Origin of the sequence: Nonomuraea sp. KM90 (assembly GCF_052246675.1) — a bacterium.
Taxonomy (GTDB): domain Bacteria; phylum Actinomycetota; class Actinomycetes; order Streptosporangiales; family Streptosporangiaceae; genus Nonomuraea.
In genome coordinates this window covers 34,116-51,109 of the sequence record NZ_JBQQCB010000046.1, presented here as the reverse complement: position 1 = coordinate 51,109, position 16,994 = coordinate 34,116, and the positions used below count along the sequence as shown (strand labels likewise).

At 71.8% G+C, this 16,994-nt stretch carries 14 protein-coding genes; 12 read left to right on the top strand and 2 right to left on the bottom strand.

Going from position 1 to position 16,994, the window contains the following annotated elements; genetic code table 11:
- The first annotated feature begins 5 nt into the window (after positions 1-5).
- The 5 genes from ACTWPW_RS34240 (at position 6) to ACTWPW_RS34220 (ending at position 7,773) form a co-directional block, all read left to right on the top strand.
- Positions 6-1,298, top strand: coding sequence for a hypothetical protein (locus ACTWPW_RS34240; protein ID WP_443171047.1), 1,293 nt, complete (start codon positions 6-8; stop codon positions 1,296-1,298).
- Positions 1,295-2,245: an ARPP-1 family domain-containing protein gene (locus tag ACTWPW_RS34235; RefSeq protein ID WP_375111670.1), complete on the top strand. Its 951-nt coding sequence runs from the start codon at positions 1,295-1,297 to the stop codon at positions 2,243-2,245. The genes ACTWPW_RS34240 and ACTWPW_RS34235 overlap by 4 nt, the downstream gene beginning before the upstream one ends.
- A gap of 270 nt (positions 2,246-2,515) precedes the next feature.
- Positions 2,516-5,419 carry a M36 family metallopeptidase gene (locus ACTWPW_RS34230; RefSeq protein WP_443171046.1) on the top strand — a complete coding sequence of 968 codons (2,904 nt, stop codon included), beginning with the start codon at positions 2,516-2,518 and terminating at the stop codon, positions 5,417-5,419.
- Positions 5,420-5,538: 119 nt separating this feature from the next.
- A complete protein-coding gene (locus tag ACTWPW_RS34225; protein ID WP_443171045.1) occupies positions 5,539-6,738 on the top strand; it encodes an amidohydrolase family protein in 1,200 nt (399 codons plus the stop codon).
- Positions 6,739-6,765: 27 nt separating this feature from the next.
- Entirely contained in the window at positions 6,766-7,773 is a 1,008-nt protein-coding gene (locus tag ACTWPW_RS34220; protein WP_443171044.1) for a phosphotransferase, read from the top strand.
- Between the two features lie 44 nt (positions 7,774-7,817).
- Here ACTWPW_RS34220 and ACTWPW_RS34215 read toward each other — a convergent pair whose 3' ends face one another.
- Both ACTWPW_RS34215 and ACTWPW_RS34210 read right to left on the bottom strand, forming a co-directional pair.
- The gene (locus ACTWPW_RS34215; protein ID WP_375111666.1) at positions 7,818-8,249 is read right to left on the bottom strand and encodes a hypothetical protein; all 432 of its coding nucleotides are present in this window, start codon (positions 8,247-8,249) and stop codon (positions 7,818-7,820) included.
- A gap of 117 nt (positions 8,250-8,366) precedes the next feature.
- Positions 8,367-9,638 (bottom strand): serine hydrolase domain-containing protein, encoded by a 1,272-nt coding sequence (locus ACTWPW_RS34210; protein ID WP_443171043.1) that lies wholly within the window; start codon positions 9,636-9,638, stop codon positions 8,367-8,369.
- A gap of 154 nt (positions 9,639-9,792) precedes the next feature.
- Between ACTWPW_RS34210 and ACTWPW_RS34205 the strand changes: the two genes are divergently transcribed.
- The 7 genes from ACTWPW_RS34205 (at position 9,793) to ACTWPW_RS34175 (ending at position 16,961) form a co-directional block, all read left to right on the top strand.
- Entirely contained in the window at positions 9,793-10,836 is a 1,044-nt protein-coding gene (locus ACTWPW_RS34205; RefSeq protein ID WP_375111664.1) for a LacI family DNA-binding transcriptional regulator, read from the top strand.
- Between the two features lie 361 nt (positions 10,837-11,197).
- A complete protein-coding gene (locus ACTWPW_RS34200) occupies positions 11,198-12,100 on the top strand; it encodes a carbohydrate ABC transporter permease (RefSeq protein ID WP_443171066.1) in 903 nt (300 codons plus the stop codon).
- Positions 12,093-12,920, top strand: a complete 828-nt coding sequence (locus tag ACTWPW_RS34195; protein ID WP_375111663.1) for a carbohydrate ABC transporter permease — start codon at positions 12,093-12,095, stop codon at positions 12,918-12,920. The genes ACTWPW_RS34200 and ACTWPW_RS34195 overlap by 8 nt, the downstream gene beginning before the upstream one ends.
- Positions 12,921-12,942: 22 nt before the next feature.
- Positions 12,943-14,226: an ABC transporter substrate-binding protein gene (locus ACTWPW_RS34190; RefSeq protein WP_443171042.1), complete on the top strand. Its 1,284-nt coding sequence runs from the start codon at positions 12,943-12,945 to the stop codon at positions 14,224-14,226.
- Between the two features lie 34 nt (positions 14,227-14,260).
- Positions 14,261-15,352 (top strand): Gfo/Idh/MocA family protein, encoded by a 1,092-nt coding sequence (locus ACTWPW_RS34185; protein WP_375111661.1) that lies wholly within the window; start codon positions 14,261-14,263, stop codon positions 15,350-15,352.
- Entirely contained in the window at positions 15,349-16,251 is a 903-nt protein-coding gene (locus tag ACTWPW_RS34180) for a DUF6807 domain-containing protein (protein ID WP_375111660.1), read from the top strand. The genes ACTWPW_RS34185 and ACTWPW_RS34180 overlap by 4 nt, the downstream gene beginning before the upstream one ends.
- Complete coding sequence (locus ACTWPW_RS34175; RefSeq protein WP_443171041.1) at positions 16,248-16,961, top strand: cupin domain-containing protein; 714 nt, start codon at positions 16,248-16,250, stop codon at positions 16,959-16,961. Before ACTWPW_RS34180 ends, ACTWPW_RS34175 begins: the two co-directional genes overlap by 4 nt.
- The last annotated feature ends 33 nt before the right edge of the window (positions 16,962-16,994 follow it).

The following is a 16,994-nucleotide window of genomic DNA, read 5'->3' as shown; positions in this document are numbered from 1 at the left end:
ATACCGTGGACACCCCACCTCTTCTCCTGCATTTCCGGACGCATGATGTCCCACTGGTTCTGTCCAGGGGCGGCGAGCCGGTCTGGGACGACGCGGAGCTCCACCGGAATGCCCAGCGGAGCGACCCCGAGGGATACGCGCTGCTCGCGCTGGTGCCCGGTGTGCTCCCCTGGCAGCGCGCCCGCGTGCTGCTGAGGACGCTGGCCGCCTCGCAGGCCGGGCTGGACGACCGGACCCGGGCCACCCTGGCCAAGGTGACCAGGGCGCTCATGTTCGGCCTGCCGCCCGCGTACGCGCTCACGGTCCTCCTGGCGCTGCGCCGGCTGCGTGCCAACCACAAGCACACCACCCGGGCCATCGTCGCCTTCGTCCTGGAGCACCCGGACGTGGACGCGCTGATCGAGGCGCGCCGTCCCGCCCTGGTCGACTGCTTCGAGCACGCGCTCGGCAAGGCGACCGCGCGCGGGTGCGCCCGCCTGATCGCCGGGGGCGACACCGGATCCGGCCGGCTGCGCAGGAGCCTGCTGCGCTTCACGTCGGACCCGGCCAGGGCGGTCAAGCGGGTGCGCGCGCTCTACGCGCCCGGCACGTACGGCGCGGCGGCCCCGCAGGAGCCGCCCGCGCCGCTCGACCCGGTCAGGGAGCACCCGCCGATCGTCACGCCCACCAACCGGGGTGACATCGCCGCGACGCTGGTCCACCTCTACCAGGGCGGACCGGCCGCCGAGCTGCGCCCGGCGCTGGCCGGGTACGTGGCGCGGGCGACCCGCGGGCTGCCCCGCCTCGACGCGAGCGTGGCCATGGTGCTGGACACGTCCGGCTCGATGCGCGGGTACGGCGAGCGCGAGTGGGCCGTGATGTCCCAGGCCGTGGCGCTGCGGCTGATGCTGGCCGAGGTCTGCGAGCGGCTCACCGTGATCGAGACCGGCGGGACGGAGGGGGTTCCGGCGGGGGCCACCGACCTGGCCGGCGGGCTGCTCGACGCGCTGGACACGGCGCCCGACCTGGTGGTGATCGTGACCGACGGCTACGAGAACCACCTGCCGGGCGACCTGTCCAGGGTGGCGGCCACGCTGCCGCGGGCCGGCGTCACCACGCCCGTGGTGCTGTGCCTGGCGACCTTCACCCGTGGCGACGACCTGACCCTGCGCGACCCCGCGCCGGAGCTGCCGCGCCAGTCCTTCTGGCACCAGGACGACTTCGCGGGCCTGCTGCCGTGGATGTTCGGCCACTGCGCGCCCGGGCGCGACTGGATCCGTACGACGATGCTCGACCGGCTGGAAGGAGGACGGACATGACCAGCCTGGACACGCTCATGCCGGTGCCGCTCGACCTGGGCGGCCACCGGGTGGGCACCCCGCAGCGCGCCGGGGCGCTGACCATGGTGCCGGTGTACGGCCCGGAACGCCCGGGCATCGTGCCGCCCCGCTCCGGGCTGAAGCTCAAGCGGGTCGTCGGCTACGGCCAGGTGGAGCTGCACAACGGCGCCCGCGAGGGCGTGGCCATCGTGCCGCTGCACCTCGGCTACATCCAGGACGCGGCGCAGAACCACGCCCTGTGCTCCGCGGCGCTGCTCGGCGCCGGGCAGACCAGGCGCTTCGACGACGCCTGCTGCGTCCAGGCCGGCCAGGGCGGCTACCTGGAGGGCCGCGACCAGTGGTTCTTCGTGCTGCCGCTGGAGCTGCGGGCCAAGGCGCTGCGGCTGCGCGGGCGGTCCGACTACGCCAAGCTGTGGCCGGACATCAGCGCGCTCAACAGCGCGTACGGGCTGCCGTCCCGCGGGCACCTGGAGCAGATCCTGTCGCGCAAGCGGGCCACGCTCACCCAGTTCCGGAGCCGGCTTGAGCTGATGCCGGGGCAGCTCGGGGCGCTGTTCTTCGTCCGCGACCGGTTCGCGGGGCTGGAGCTGGCGCCCGACGCGGCCTATTTCGCCGAGCTGTGGATGGCGCTGGTCTGCTTCGCGTACGGCGTGGCCGCCTGGCAGGCGGAGCCGGGGCGGGCGGCGGCTGAGCCGTACGACGCCGGGAGCATGGCGGAGCTGCGGGCCGAGCTGGCGCGCGACCGGGGCGCGCGGCTGGCCGAGGTGGCCTCCTGGATGCCGGCCCCGGCCGGTGACGTGCGCCTGGTCGAGGAGGAGCGCTATCTCGACCTGCGGCTGTCCACACTCACCGGCGGCGGGCTGGCCGGGCAGGTGGTCACCGAGCACGGGCGGACCGTGTACGCCTCGGTGTTCGCCGGCGGGTAAACCGGTTGCGGCGGCCGCGGGGGCGCCGGTTGAATGATCAGTGCGGGAACTGCGCCGGGCGCGGCGGACGAAACCCTCATTCCATGTAAGGGATGGTCGTCTATAACGACTCTGCAGGTTCGTCGAGGCGCCGGCCACCTGTCCCGCACTTTTCAACTGCTTATACGCTCATATTTCCGACTTAACAAGATCTTGTCAGCCCGAGATGCGGGTGCTACCTCTTGCGAAGATGCGCGCAATCTGCGCATCCCTGACACGCAGGAGGGAAACGTGTCGACCAAGTCCTGGTTACGCAGCACGCTCATCTGCGTCGCGGCCACCGCGACGCTTCTACCCCTCACAGGGGCGGCCCGGGGCGAACCCGGCGGGCAGGCCCCGGTGATCCACGACTTCCAGGCGGAGAACCACGGCAAACCCGATGTGGACAACCGCCAGGGCAGGGTGCCGCCCCCGGCCGGGGCCGACCGGCGCAGCGCCGGTCCCGCCGCCGAGGTCCGCTGGAACGCACTCGGCACCCCGGCGTCCGTCGTCAGCGCCGAACCGTTGGCCGAGGGCCTGAGCTCCGACCCGGTCCAGGCCGCGAAGGACTACCTCAAGAACAACGAGAGCGTCTTCGGGCTGGCGGCCGAGGCCGTGGACGCTCTGGAGACGGTCGCGGTCAACCCCATCGGCGCGGGGCACGCGGTGCTGCTGCGCCAGCGGTTCGGCGACCTGCCGGCCGGCGTGGACGGTCTCGTCGCGATCGGCGTGGCGGGCGGCCAGATCAGGCACGTCACGTCCTCGCTGTCGCGCGAGACGGGCGCGCCGCCGGCCGCCGCGATCACCGCGCAGCAGGCCCTGGAGATCGCGGCCAGGGACGGCGGCATCGACCTGGCCACCGCGATCACCAAGCAGGCCACCCCGGTGGCGGTGCCGGCGCCCGACGGGGTGCACAGCGCGTACCAGGTGGTCCTGATCGGTGGCGCGCAAGGCGCCGAGGCGGGCTTCACCACCCACGTGGACGCGGTCAGCGGCGCGATCATCACGCGGGAGAACCTGGTCGACCACCACGCCGAGCCGGACAATCCGCACTGGTCCGTCTTCCCGGCCAACCCCCGTGACGACTACTCCTCCAAGGACACCCGCCAGACCTGGTGCTTCGCGCCCGGCCCGGGCTGCGACTACGTCAGCGGCGGCGACCCGGGGACGGGCAAGGCGTGGGACGTGGACCACACGACGGACGCGCCCACGAACACCAGCCTCGGCAACGCGGCCAGGACCTTCGAGAACCGGGCCAGCGGCGACGCGTTCACGGTCGGCACCCGCTCCAACGTGCTCACGCCGAGCAGGAACTACACCTACCCCTGGAAGAACACCTGGTACGAGGCCAAGTGCAACCCCGCGGTGTTCGACCAGCCGGGCGAGGCCGACCTCGAGGCGGCCATGGCGAACCTGAACGCCATGCACAACCGCATGCACGACTGGTCCTACCGGCTCGGGTTCACCGAGACCGCCTGGAACATGCAGGCGGACAACGGCGAGCGCGGCGGCCTCGGCAACGACCCCGAGCAGGGCAACGCCCAGGCGGGCGCCCGGGTCCTGTCCGTACGCGACAACGCCAACCAGATCACCGGGCCGGACGGGGTCGCGCCGATCACGAACATGTACCTGTGGCAGCCGATCGCCGGCTCGTTCTACGCGCCCTGCGTGGACGGCGACTACGACATGTCGGTCATCGGCCACGAGTACACGCACGCCATCTCCGGCCGCATGGTCGGCGGGCCGAACGCCGGATGGAGCGGCTCCCAGGCCGGCGCCATGAACGAGAGCACCTCCGACCTGTTCGCCATGGAGCACCTCTTCGAGTACGGCTTCCGTCCCTCGGGCCAGACCCCGTACGTCACCGGCGGGTACGTCACGGGCGACAAGGCGGCGGGCATCCGGAACTACGACATGTCGAAGTCGCCGCTCAACTACAGCGACCTGGGCTACGACATCGTCGGCACGCAGTCGCACGCCGACGGCGAGATCTGGTCGGCCACCCAGTTCGACGTGCGGGCGGCCTTCGTCAAGCGGTACGGCCAGGGCACGGCCAGGCAGCAGCGGGCGTGCGCGGACGGTCAGACGCCGGTCGACAGGTGCCCGGGCAACCGGCGCTGGGCCCAGCTCTCGTTCGACGCCCTGCTGCTGATGGCCTCGGGCGCGGTCAGCTACGTCGATCACCGCGACGCGCTGCTGGCGGCGGACCGGATCCGCTTCGGCGGCGCGAACCAGGACATCATGTGGCGCGCGTTCGCCGAGCACGGCCTGGGCGAGGGCGCGGCCAGCAACGGCCAGAACGACGCCGACGCCACGCCGAGCTTCGTCAACCCGGCGGGCAAGAACGGCTCGCTGCAGCTCAAGCCGCTGGGCGAGGCGAAGGGCGCGGCGCTGCGGCTGTACGTGGGCGACTACGAGGGCCGCGTCGTCCCCGTCGCGGACACCGACCCGGCCACCCCGCTCGGCGACACGGTCCAGATGACGCCCGGCCTGTACGACTTCGTCGTGGCGGGCGCCGGCTTCGGCCACAGGCGGCTGAAGTACGCGGTCGTCCCCGGCATCACGCTGCCGGTCCCGCTGGCCCTGACCCGCAACCACGCCTCGGCGGCGAGCGGGGCGACGGCCACGGGCGACGGCGTGAACCAGGCCAGGCTGATCGACGAGACCGAGGCCACGAACTGGGCCTCGCTCACCGGCGCGCCGGCCGGCAAGTCGGTGGTCGTGGACCTGGCGGGCGACGCGCCGGTCAAGATCCGCAGGGTGCAGGTGAGCACCATGCTGCGGCCCAACATCGGCGACCCGGCCGACCCGGGCGGGCAGAACCGCTTCTCCAGCCTGCGCTCCTTCGAGGTGCTGGCCTGCAGCGCGAACTGCGCCGACCCGGCGAGCTTCCGGAAGATCTACACCAGCCCGGCGGACGCGTTCCAGTCCGGGCTGCCGCGGCCGCGGGGCGCGGACATGATCTTCAAGTCGTTCGACGTGCGGACCACGAGCGCCACCCACCTGATGTTCCGCGCGCTCACCACGCAGTGCACCGGCAACCCGCTGTACGCCGGTGAGCAGGACGCCGACCCGAACTCGGCGACGGACTGCGCCACGGCCAGCCCGCAACGGGATCAGGTCAGGGCGGCCGAGTTCCAGGCGTACTCGCACTGATCGATCTCCGGGCCCGCGCTCCGCGTGAGGGGCGCGGGCCCTTTCCTTGCCCAAAGTGATTAGACGCCGTACTATCCCAAGAGAGGTTAATTCGACGTAAAACTATCTCCGGGGGAGACATGCGTACCCTGATCCGGAACGCCCGAGTGTTCGACGGCGAGCGGACCCTGACCGGCACCGACGTCCTGATCGACGGCGACCGCATCGCGGAGCCGGGCGGGCCCGTGGACGTCGAGGTGGACGGCACGGGCAAGACCCTGCTGCCCGGCCTGATGGATGCCCACGCGCACGCCTACGACGGCGACCTGGCGGAGGCACTGAGGTTCGGCGTCACCACCGAGCTGGAGATGAACAACCTGCCGCCCATCGTGGCCGCCCAGCGCCGCCTGGCCGCCGAGCGCGACGACGTGGCCGACTTCCGCAGCTCCGGCATGATCGCCACGGCCCCGGGCGGTCACCCGACCCAGCTCATGACCCCTGACCTGATGCGCTCGCTCGGCCTGGAGTCGGGCCTGGACACGGTCGCCGACCCCGGCCAGGCTAGGGCGTTCGTGGAGGCCAGGCTCGCGGAGGGCGCCGACTACCTGAAGATCGCCGTCGACGACGGTGGCGTGTCCGGCATGGACCTGCCGGTCCTCACGCCCGAGCTCGCCGCCGTCCTGGTGGTGGCGGGCCACGCCGCCGGGCTCAAGGTCATCGCCCACACGGTCACCGCCAGGGAGGCGCTGATCGCGCTGGACGCGGGGGCCGACGGCCTGGCGCACCTCTACTCGGACGTGGACGAGGAGGGGGCGGAGGAGATGGCGGCCAGGATCGCCGCGTACGACGCGTTCGTCATCAGCACGCTCGCCTACATCGAGGCGGTCACCGGCGACCCCGGCGGGACCGAGCTGCTGCGCGACCCGAGGACGGCCGGGCGGATGTCGGAACGGGCGAAGGCCACGTTCCAGCGCGAGATCACCGGCGTGCCCATGCATTCGCGGGGCGTGGTCAACGCCTCGCACTCGGCGGCGGCGCTGCTGCGGGCGGGCGTGCCCCTGCCGGCCGGGACGGACGCGACGCCGTTCGGGCCGGTGCACGGGGCGGGCCTGCACCACGAGCTGCTGCTCCTGACCGAGGCGGGGCTGACGCCGGAGGAGGCGCTGGCGGCCGCGACGAGCGTCACGGCGGGGTGCTTCGGGCTCGCGGACCGGGGGCGGATCGCGGCCGGGCTGCGGGCGGACCTGCTGCTCGTGGACGGTGACCCGACCGCCGACATCACCGCCACCCGCGCGATCGCCGGCGTGTGGCGAGGAGGCGTGCGGCAGGGGGAGCGCTGAGCGGGCTCCCGGGTGCACTCTTGGTGTGTGACCGAGGAACTGGTGGCGTACGCGTGGGAGGCGTTCGGGTGGGGTGACGACGCCGTGGTGTCCGCGGGGCGGCGGGGCGCGCTGGGGCAGATCTGGCGGGTGGACGCCGGAGGCGTCTCGTACGCGCTGAAGGAGATCTTCGGCGGGCCGCCGCCGGAGGCGCTGGTCGAGGCCGAGCTCGCGTTCGCCCGGCGGGCGGCCGGGGCCGGGGTGCGGCTGCCGGCCGGCCATCCGGCCCGCGACGGCCGCCACGTGGTCGAGGCGCCCGGCGGGGCGTGGCTGCGCCTGTACGACTGGATCGACCTGCGCCCGGTCGATCTCGCGGCGCCGGCCACTCCCGGAGAGCTCGGGGCGCTGCTCGCGCGGCTGCACCGGTGCGCGCCGGCCGCGGCGACAGAGCCGACCGGGGCGCCGGGCGGGGCGCCGACCGGGGCGCCGGGCGGGGAACCGCCCGCCGCCTGGTACCACCGCGCCCCCGCTCCGCACGAGTGGGAGCGGGCGGCGGCGTCGGGGGCGGCGTGGGCGGCGCGCCTGGGCGAACGCCTGGCCACCGTGCCCGAGCTGTGCGCGGCGGTCGGCCCCGCCGATCCCGCCGAGCTGATCGTCTGCCACCGCGACCTGCATCCGGAGAACGTCCTGGCCGGTCCCGGCGGCGAGCTGGTGGTCGTCGACTGGGACCAGCTCGGACCGGCCGCGCCGGGGCGGGAGCTGGCCCGGGCCCTGTTCGACTGGTTCTGCGACCCCGTCGCCGAGCTCGGCGCCATGCGGGACATGTACGAGGCGTACGTCCGCGCGGGCGGGCCCGGCCGGATCACGGAGCCGGCGGACTTCTCGATGCTCGTCGCGTCCCGGCTGAACTTCCTGCTGGACCAGACGCGCGTGGCCCTCGACCCGCGGGCCGAGCGGCGGCACCGCGAGTGGGCGGAGCGCGAGATCGACGAGGCGCTGCGCATCATGCCGACGCCGCGGGCGCTGGCGGAGGTGCTGGAGCTGGTACGGCGCTGAGGCCCGGCGAGCGCTCGCCGGGCCTCAGCTGTCCAACATGTCCTTTAGTAGATGCGGTACTTCTTGCCGCAGTTGTCGAACTTGCCGGCCCAGCAGGTGTAGGTGTACACCTTCTTGATCCCCCGGCCGCTCCACGAGCCGACGACCTTGCCGTCCCAGGACTTGTTGAACTTGTGCCAGCCGCCGTTCTGGTAGTACTCGAACCAGACCCAGCCCTTCTTGCCGCCGACCTTGTCCACGCCGTACCACTTCGTGTGGACCTTGCCGCCGGACTTCCACGTCTTGCCGAACGTGTACGCCTTGCGGTCGCTGGAGAAGAACTTGCCCCAGCTCGTCCCCGTGTGGATCGTGGCCTGAGTCGCGGTGGCCTGAGTCGCGGTGGACTGGGTGGCCGCCTGGGCGGCTGCGGGGCTGAGGGCGAGGCCCGTGAGGGCCATCGAGCCGGCCATCGCCGCGATCGCAAAGGTCTTACGCATTTCGGAATTCCTCCCCTGTCGGTGCTGCCGAGGTGCTCCGGCAGAAGAGACGGTACGGAGACCTGGCGCGATCATCTGTGCAGGAATCAACACATAGGGGGTGATCAGCGACACACCTCAGCGCTTGACCGACAGCCCGTCCACGGCGAACGGGACGAACGACGGCTGCGCCGCCCTGGCCTGGGCCGCGCTCTGCCCGCACAGGCCTGTCAGGATGTGGTTCACGGTCGCCACGTCGATCGGGCTCACCTGGGGATAGCCGTTCTCGTCCAGGCGCTGGTACTTCATCAGGTTGATCCCCATGGAGAGCTGGCGGCCGCCGTCCGGGCTGGAGATCGACTCCGTGCCCATGCCGAACACGCCGCCGCTGTGCCCCCAGAACCGCCCGCACGGCAGGTCGTAGGAGTAGATGCCGAGCCCGTAGTTCAGCGGCGCCCCGCCGGCCAGCACCGGCACCGTCTTCTGCATCTCGGCGACCTGCTCCCGGCCGATCAGCTCGCCGCGCAGCAGCGCCCGGTAGAAGCGGTTGAGGTCGTCCATCGTGGACGTCACCGCGCCCGCCGTGGCGGCCCAGGACATGTCGTAGACGCTGTAGTCCTTGGGCGGGTCGATGAGGCCGTACAGCGACTCGTACGCCTTGGAGTGCGGGCCGGGGATGTGCGGCGTGCGCGGGAAGGACGTGTGGCGCAGGCCCGCCTTGCGGATGACGTTGCGGGTGATGTACCGCTCGGCGTCCATGCCCGTCACCTTCTCCAGGAGCAGGCCGGCGAGCACGTAGTTGGTGTTGGAGTAGGACCCCGGCGTGGCCCCCGGCTGCCCGGTCGGCGTGGCGCCGAGGCCCAGCCGGACCAGCTCCTGCGGGGTGAAGGTGCGCGAGCGGTTGTCGTCCAGGCTCCTGCCCGAGCCCTCCAGCAGCGACGGGAACGCCGGGCCCACGTAGTCGGCGATGTGGCTGGTGTGGTTGAGCAGCATCCGTACGGTGATCTGCCGGCCGCGCTCGCCGGGCACCAGGTCGGGCAGGTAGCGGGCGACGGGGGCGTCGAGCTCGATCGTGCCGCGGGCCACCTGCTGGAGCACGGCCACCGAGGTGAACGTCTTGGTGATGCTGCCGACCCGGTGCACCATGTCGGGCCGTACCGGGCGGCCCGTGTCCACGTCCGCGACGCCGGAGGCGCCCCGCCAGCTCTGGGCTCCGTCCCGTACCTGGGAGTAGATCCCGTACATGCCGGCTTCGTGCACCGCGTCCAGCGACTGCCGCAACACCTGCCCGTCGAGGTCGGTGCCGGCGGCGGCCGCCTGGGCCGGGACGGCGGCGATCAGCAGGCCCGCAGCCAAGGCGAGGACGGCGCGACGATTTGAGGTCTTGTGACCGAACTGGCGAATTGACATGCCGCCAGCATGGTGGCGCCGGGACGGCCGGGTTAGTCCACCGTGTCATCGGTTCCATATGACATGGATCATGTGGCGCTGCCGCAGCCGGGGCGAGCAGGAGCACAGTACTCTTCATTGCCGGTCGGTTCGGCTCTCGGAAAGGACACTGCGGATGCCCCACGCGGCGAGGCCCACGGTCACGCTGCACGACGTGGCCGCGGCGGCCGGGGTCTCGGTCTCCACCGCCTCCCGGGTCCTGGGCGGCAGCACCAGGAAGGTCGCCCCCGAGTACGAGGCCCGCGTGCTGGCCGCCGCGGCGGCCCTGCGCTACACGATGGACGCTGCCGCCAGGGCGATGCGCCGGGCCGGCGACTCCGTCTCGCTCGTCGCCGACGACCTCACGACGCCGTCCATGGGCGTGGTGGTGGCCGCGATGGAGCGCGAGGCCCGTACGGCCGGGGCCTTCGTCACCGTGTCGTCCACCATGGGCGCGGCCGAGCGGCAGGCCGAGACCGTCCGCGTGCTCCGCTCGCTGCGCCCGCGCGCGCTGGTCGTCACGTCGAGCCGCTTTCTGGCGAGCGCGGCCGAGGGGCGGCTGCTGAAAGAGCTCCGCGCGTACGAGCAGGAGGGCGGGCGGGTCGTGATGGTCGGCGAGACGGACATGCCTTTCTCGTCGATCGTCTTCGACGATTACGGCGCCGGGCGCTCGATGGGCGCCTTTGTCGCGGAAATCGGGCACCGGCGGGTGGCGATATTCGCGGGCTCCCGGGAGTTGCGCAACATGGCCGACCGGACGTCCGGATTCATCGCGGGACTGCGGGCCGGAGGCGTTGACGAGCGGGATATCCGGATCATTTCCTGCGAGGTCAACCGGCAGGGCGGATTCGACGCGGCGCGCGAACTGGCCGGGGCCGGAATGGACGGCGGGCAGGCGGTTCTCGCGGTCAACGACGCCATCGCGATCGGCGCTCTTTCGGGATTTCGCGAGTCCGGTGTGGAGGTGCCGGCCGACGTTTCCGTGACGGGGATCGACGACATTTCGCTCGCCTCTGACGTGACGCCGCGGCTGACGACCGTGGCGCTCCCGCTGGCGCGGGCGGGGGCGGAGGCGATCCGCTTCGCCCTGGGCGATTCGGCCGCCCCGCAGCGGCTGGCCCTGGAGGGCCACCTGATCGTCCGTGACAGCGCCCGTCCCGTCGAAAGTCACGCTGAGTAATCTCCGTTCCGGGCCGCCCGCCGCCCGCCGGCCACGCCACCGCAGGCGCCGCCGTCATCGCGCGGCGGGACGATGATCGCGCGAGGCCACACCCCCGAAGGGCCGCCACGCACTCCACAGGCGACATTCGCCCAGGTGAAGCCCCTAGCGGCGCCGCCGCGGCGGCGCTCACTCCGGGTGATCGGCGATCTCGTCACACTCGGGGTGGATCCCTCGTAACACTCTTGACGCTCGCGTAACAGGCATGCAAACTGCGGAATACGTTTTCCCAAGGCGGCCACCCCCCGCCTCTTGGTAACAGGAGGTCACGAATGATCGCGTCGAGGAGTCCCGCGTGAGCGCTCTCGGCGAGTTGCAGCGCATGCGCAGAGGCAGCGGCGGAACCCTCGGCGGCAAGAAGGAGAACAGGGCCGCCTTCGCGTTCCTGGCGCCCTGGTTCGTGGGCCTGCTCCTCATCACGGCGGGCCCGATCGTGGCCTCCCTGATCCTCGGCTTCACCGACTACAACCTGATCCAGCCGCCGGTCTTCAACGGCCTGGACAACTGGACGCGGATGCTCGGCGACGAGCGCCTGCACCACGCGCTCGGCGTGACGCTGGTCTACGTCGTCGTCTCCGTGCCGCTGCAGCTCGTCTGCGCCCTCGGCCTGGCGCTGCTGCTGGACCGGGGGCTGCGCGGCCTGGCGTTCTACCGCTCGGCGTTCTACCTGCCGTCGCTGCTGGGCTCCAGCGTGGCCATCGCGGTGCTCTGGAAGCAGATCTTCGGCGCCGACGGGCTGTTCAACCAGGTGCTCGGCGCGTTCGGCATCGAGGGGAAGGGCTGGATCTCCGACCCGGACAGCGCGCTGGGGACGCTGATCGTGCTCAACGTGTGGACGTTCGGCGCGCCGATGGTGATCTTCCTGGCCGGTCTGCGGCAGATCCCCGCCATGTACTACGAGGCCGCCGCCACCGACGGGGCCGGCAGGTGGACGCAGTTCAGGAGCATCACGATCCCGCTGCTGTCACCGATCGTCTTCTTCAACCTGGTCCTGCAGGTCATCCACGCCTTCCAGTCGTTCACCCAGGCGTTCGTGGTCTCGGGCGGCAGCGGCGGCCCCTCGGACTCCACCCTGTTCTACACGCTCTACCTGTACCAGCGCGGCTTCGGCAACTTCGACATGGGATACGCCTCCGCCCTCGCCTGGCTGCTCCTGGTGATCATCGGTGGCTTCACCGCCGTCAACTTCTGGGCCGCGAGATTCTGGGTCGTTTACGATGACTGACCTTCGCAAGGCGGTCAAGCACGCCGCACTCATCCTGCTGGCGCTGGTCATGCTCTATCCCGTGCTGTGGATGGTGGTCAGCTCCCTGCGCCCCGACAACGAGATCTTCCGCCGCCCCGGCCTGATCCTCGACAGCCTGCAGACCCAGAACTACGGCGAGGGCTGGACCGCGCTCGCCTCCCCGTTCGGCCACTACCTGGCCAACTCGGCGATCCTCGTGCTGGCCTGCATCATCGGCAACCTGGTGTCCTGCTCGATGGCCGCGTACGCGTTCGCCAGGCTGGAGTTCACCGGTAAGCGGCTGTGGTTCGCGATCATGCTCGGCACCATCATGTTGCCGATCCACGTGATCATCGTGCCGCAGTACATCCTGTTCTCCCAGCTCGACTGGGTGAACACGTTCCTGCCGCTGGTCGTGCCGAAGTTCCTGGCCACGGACGCCTTCTTCGTCTTCCTCATGGTGCAGTTCATCCGCGGGCTGCCGCGCGAGCTGGACGAGGCGGCCAGGATCGACGGCTGCGGCCACGCCCGGATCTTCGTCCGGATCATCCTGCCCCTGATGCTGCCGGCCCTGGCCACGACGGTGATCTTCACCTTCATCTGGACCTGGAACGACTTCTTCAGCCAGCTCATCTACCTGACCGACCCCGAGATGTACACGGTTCCGGTGGCGCTGCGCTCGTTCGTGGACGCCACGGTGTCCACCTCGTGGGGATCCATGTTCGCCATGAGCGTGGTCTCCCTGCTGCCGGTCTTCCTCGCCTTCCTCGTCGGCCAGCGCTACCTCATCCGAGGCATCGCCACGACCGGCGGCAAGTAACCCCCCGCGAACAGGAATCATCATGAGAAGAATCGCCCTGGCCGCCGCGGCGGCACTCATGCTCAGCGCGTGCGGCAGCGGCGGCGGGAGCGCCGGCCAGGAGCTGTCGAAGGACCCCGTCACGATCCGCTTCACCTGGTGGGGCGCCGACGAGCGGCACAAGCGCACCCAGCAGGTCATCGACCTGTTCCAGAAGAAGCACCCGGACATCACGGTCAAGGGCGAGTTCAAGGACTGGAACGGCTACTGGGAGAGCCTGGCGACGACCGTGGCCGCCAACGACGCGCCCGACGTCATCCAGATGGACGAGCTCTACCTCTCCTCGTACGCCGAGCGCGGCGCCCTGCTCGACCTCGGCACGGCCACGAAACACCTCAATACCGCCGACTTCGACAAGCCCGCCCTGGACACCGGCATCGTGAAGGGCAAGCAGTACGCGCTGCCCGTCGGGCTGGCCACGTACTCGATCGTCGCCAACACCGGCCTGCTCGACCAGCTCAAGATCAAGCTGCCCGACGATAACACCTGGACCTGGGACGACCTGAAGAAGGTCGGCGACCAGGTGTCGAAGGCGGGCGGCGGCAAGATCACCGGCGTGCAGTCGTTCGGCTTCGACGCGGGCAGCCTGAACATCTGGGCCCGCCAGCACGGCGCGGCGCTGTTCGACGAGGCCGGCAAGGTCGCCGTCCCGGCCGGCGTGCTGGCCGGCTACTGGGCCTACATCAAGGACCTGGCCAAGTCCGGCGTCGCCCCCGCGCCGTCGGTGACCATCGAGCGGGCCGGCGGCTCGCTGGACCAGTCCGGCACCGCCACGAACGCCTCGGCCTTCGGCACCTGGTGGAACACGCAGCTCCCGTCGCTGGCGGCGGCCAGCGGGTCGCAGCTGAAGCTGCTCAAGCTGCCCGGCGAGTCGCAGGCGTCCACCCCGGCCGCCTACTTCAAGCCCTCGATGTACTGGTCGATCTCCTCGCGCAGCAAGCACCCGGCGGAGGCCGCGCTGTTCGTGGACTTCCTGGCCAACAGCCAGGAGGCGGCCGACGTCATGCTGACCGACCGCGGCGTCCCGGCCAACAGGAAGACCCGCGCGGCCATCACCCCGAAGCTCGGCGAGACGGACAAGGCGGCGGCCGAGTACCTCGACGCGGTCAAGGTCGGCACCGCCCCCAGGGTGACCCCGAACGGCGCCAGCGCCATCGAGGCGATCATCAAGCGGCACACCGAAGAGGTGCTGTTCGACCGGCAGACGCCGGAGCAGGCGGCCGCCTCGTTCATCAAGGAACTGCAGGCCGAGATCGACGGCGCCTGACCCTCACCAGCCCGACCAGCCAACGAAGGAACACATGTCTCAACGCAAGTACCGGGCCGCCATCGTCGGCACCGGCGGGATCGCCCACGCGCACGCCCAGGCCGTGGCGGAGTCCGGCGGCCGGGCGGAGCTCGTGGCCGTGGCCGACGTGGACGCCGGGCGGGCGGGCGAGTTCGCCGCCAAGTACGGCGTCCCGAACAGCTACGCCGGCACCGAGGACCTGCTCCGGGCCGAGGAACCGGACTTCGTGCACCTGTGCACCCCGCCCCAGCTGCACGCCCCGCTGGCCCTGGCCTGCCTGGAGGCCGGCGTGACGGCGCTGGTGGAGAAGCCGCCCACGCTCTCGCTGGCCGAGTTCGACACCCTGATCGAGGCGGAGAGCCGCTCGGCCGGGCACGTCGCGACCGTCCTGCAGCACCGCTTCGGCGCCGGCGCCGTGCGGCTGCGGCGGCTGACGGAGGCCGGCACGCTGGGCCGCCCGCTGCTGGCCACGTGCGTCACCCAGTGGTACCGCGACGAGGACTACTACGCGGTCCCGTGGCGGGGCACGTGGGAGTCGGAGGGCGGCGGGCCCACGATGGGCCACGGCATCCACCAGTTCGACCTGCTGCTGTCGGTGCTCGGCCCGTGGAGCGAGGTGACCGCCGTGGCCGCCCGGCAGGCCCGCCCGGTGGACACCGAGGACGTGTCGATGGCGCTGGTGACGTTCGAGAGCGGCGCGGTGGCCACGGTCGTGAACTCGGTCGTGTCCCCGAGGCAGACCTCCGAGCTGCGCTTCGACTACGAGCGCGCCACGGTCGAGGTGGCGCACCTGTACGGCTACACCGACGACCACTGGACCGTCACCCCCGCCCCGGGCCAGGAGGACGTGCGGCCCCTCTGGGCCGCGGACCGCAGCGAGGGGTCCAGCGGCCACGGCGGCTGGCTGGCCGCCGTGCTCGACGCGCTCGACCAGGGCCAGGCGCCGCCGGTCACCGCCTCGGACACCCGGCGCACGATGGAGTTCATCGCCGCCCTGTACGCCTCCGCCTTCACCGGCGAGCGCGTGCGCGCCGGTCAGATCACCGCCGACAACCCGTTCGCCCGCCGCATGGACGGCACGGGCGCCCCTTGGAGGAACCAGTGACCCTGCGGGCCACCCACGAGCTCGGCCGGTCGGTCGCCGTCACCGCGGGCGACGTCGAGCTGTTCACCTACGTCTACAGCCCGGACACGCCGGTGCTGGAGTCGCCGAAGCCGTACCTGCACCCGATCCGCACCCGGGGCGGCGCCCTGGTGTCGCTCTACCGGCCGCACGACCATGTCTGGCACAAGGGCATCGCCTGGTCGCTGCCGTGCGTGGGCGAGCACAACTTCTGGGGCGGGCCGACGTACGTCGCCGGCGAGTACGTCCAGCTCGACAACAACGGCAGCGCCACGCACCGCGAGATGACCACGCTGACGGCCGCCGCGGACCGGGTCGAGATCGGGCACACGCTCGGCTGGACCGCGCAGTCCGGCGACCCGGTGATCGAGGAGCGGCGCGGGCTGGCCGCCACGCTGATCGACGACGCTACCTGGGCGCTGCTGTTCGAGACCGAGATGACGAACGTGTCGGGCGCCACGATCGACTTCGGCTCCCCGACCACCAAGGGCCGCGAGAACGCCGGCTACGGCGGCCTGTTCTGGCGCGGTCCCCGCTCGTTCACCGACGGCGTCATCCAGTCCCCGCAGGGGGCGGGCGGCGACGAGCTGCGCGGCCTGCGGGCCGAGTGGTTCGGCTTCCGCGGCCGGCACGACGAGAGCGGCGACCACTCGACGATCGTCATGGTCGACGACGCGGCCAACCCGCGGCACCCGCCGCGGTGGTTCGCCCGCACCGAGCACTTCGCCTGCCTGAACCCGGCGCCGTTCTTCAGCGAGGAGGTGCCGCTGCCGGACGGCGAGACCATCCGCTTCCGGTACGCGGTCGTGATCGCCGACGGCGACCGGGGCGAGGACGGCACGGCGCTGCTCGCCAAGCAGGGCAGGGACGTGCTGCGATGACGTTCCCCGGCGGCACGTCGGTCAGCCGGCTGACCGTTTACACCGGGGCCTGCGCCGACGGCCTGGAGGGCGGCACGCCGCACCTGCACACCGCCTCCACGGAGGCGTACGTCGTGGTCGGGGGACACGGCGCGCTGCAGACGCTCGACGTGAACGGCCTGCGCGAGACGGAGCTGGGTCCGGGCTCGACCGTGTGGTTCACGCCCGGCACCATCCACCGGGCCGTCAACCGCGCCGGAAATGGGGGCGGCCTGGAGGTGGTGGTCGTGATGTCGAACGCCGGGCTGCCCGAGGCGGGCGACGCCGTCATGACGTTCCCGCCGGAGGTCGTCGCCGATCCCGCCCGGTACCGCGAGGCCGCGGCCCTGCCCGCCGTCGGGGTCGAGGAGGCGGTCGCGCGGCGGCGGGAGCTGGCCGTGGCCGGTTTCCTGCGGCTGGCCGAGGGCGGTCCGGAGGCGGTGCGGCGCTTCTACGACAGCGCGGTAGCCCTGGTCCGGCCGAAGGCGGCGGGCTGGCGGGAGACCTGGGAGGCGACGGTCGCCGCGCAGACCCGCCGCACCGCCGAGGTCCTCGACGCCCTGGAGCGCGGCGACGGCGCCCACCTCCTGGAGTCCGCCCTGATGGAGAGCCCGCCGCAGGAGCGCTGGGGCATGTGCGGCCACCTGCGCGCCCACGACGTCGCCGACCCCGTCGTCCACACCCCGCGCTGACCTTCCGAACGCCGGCGTCTCGGCGCCCACCCC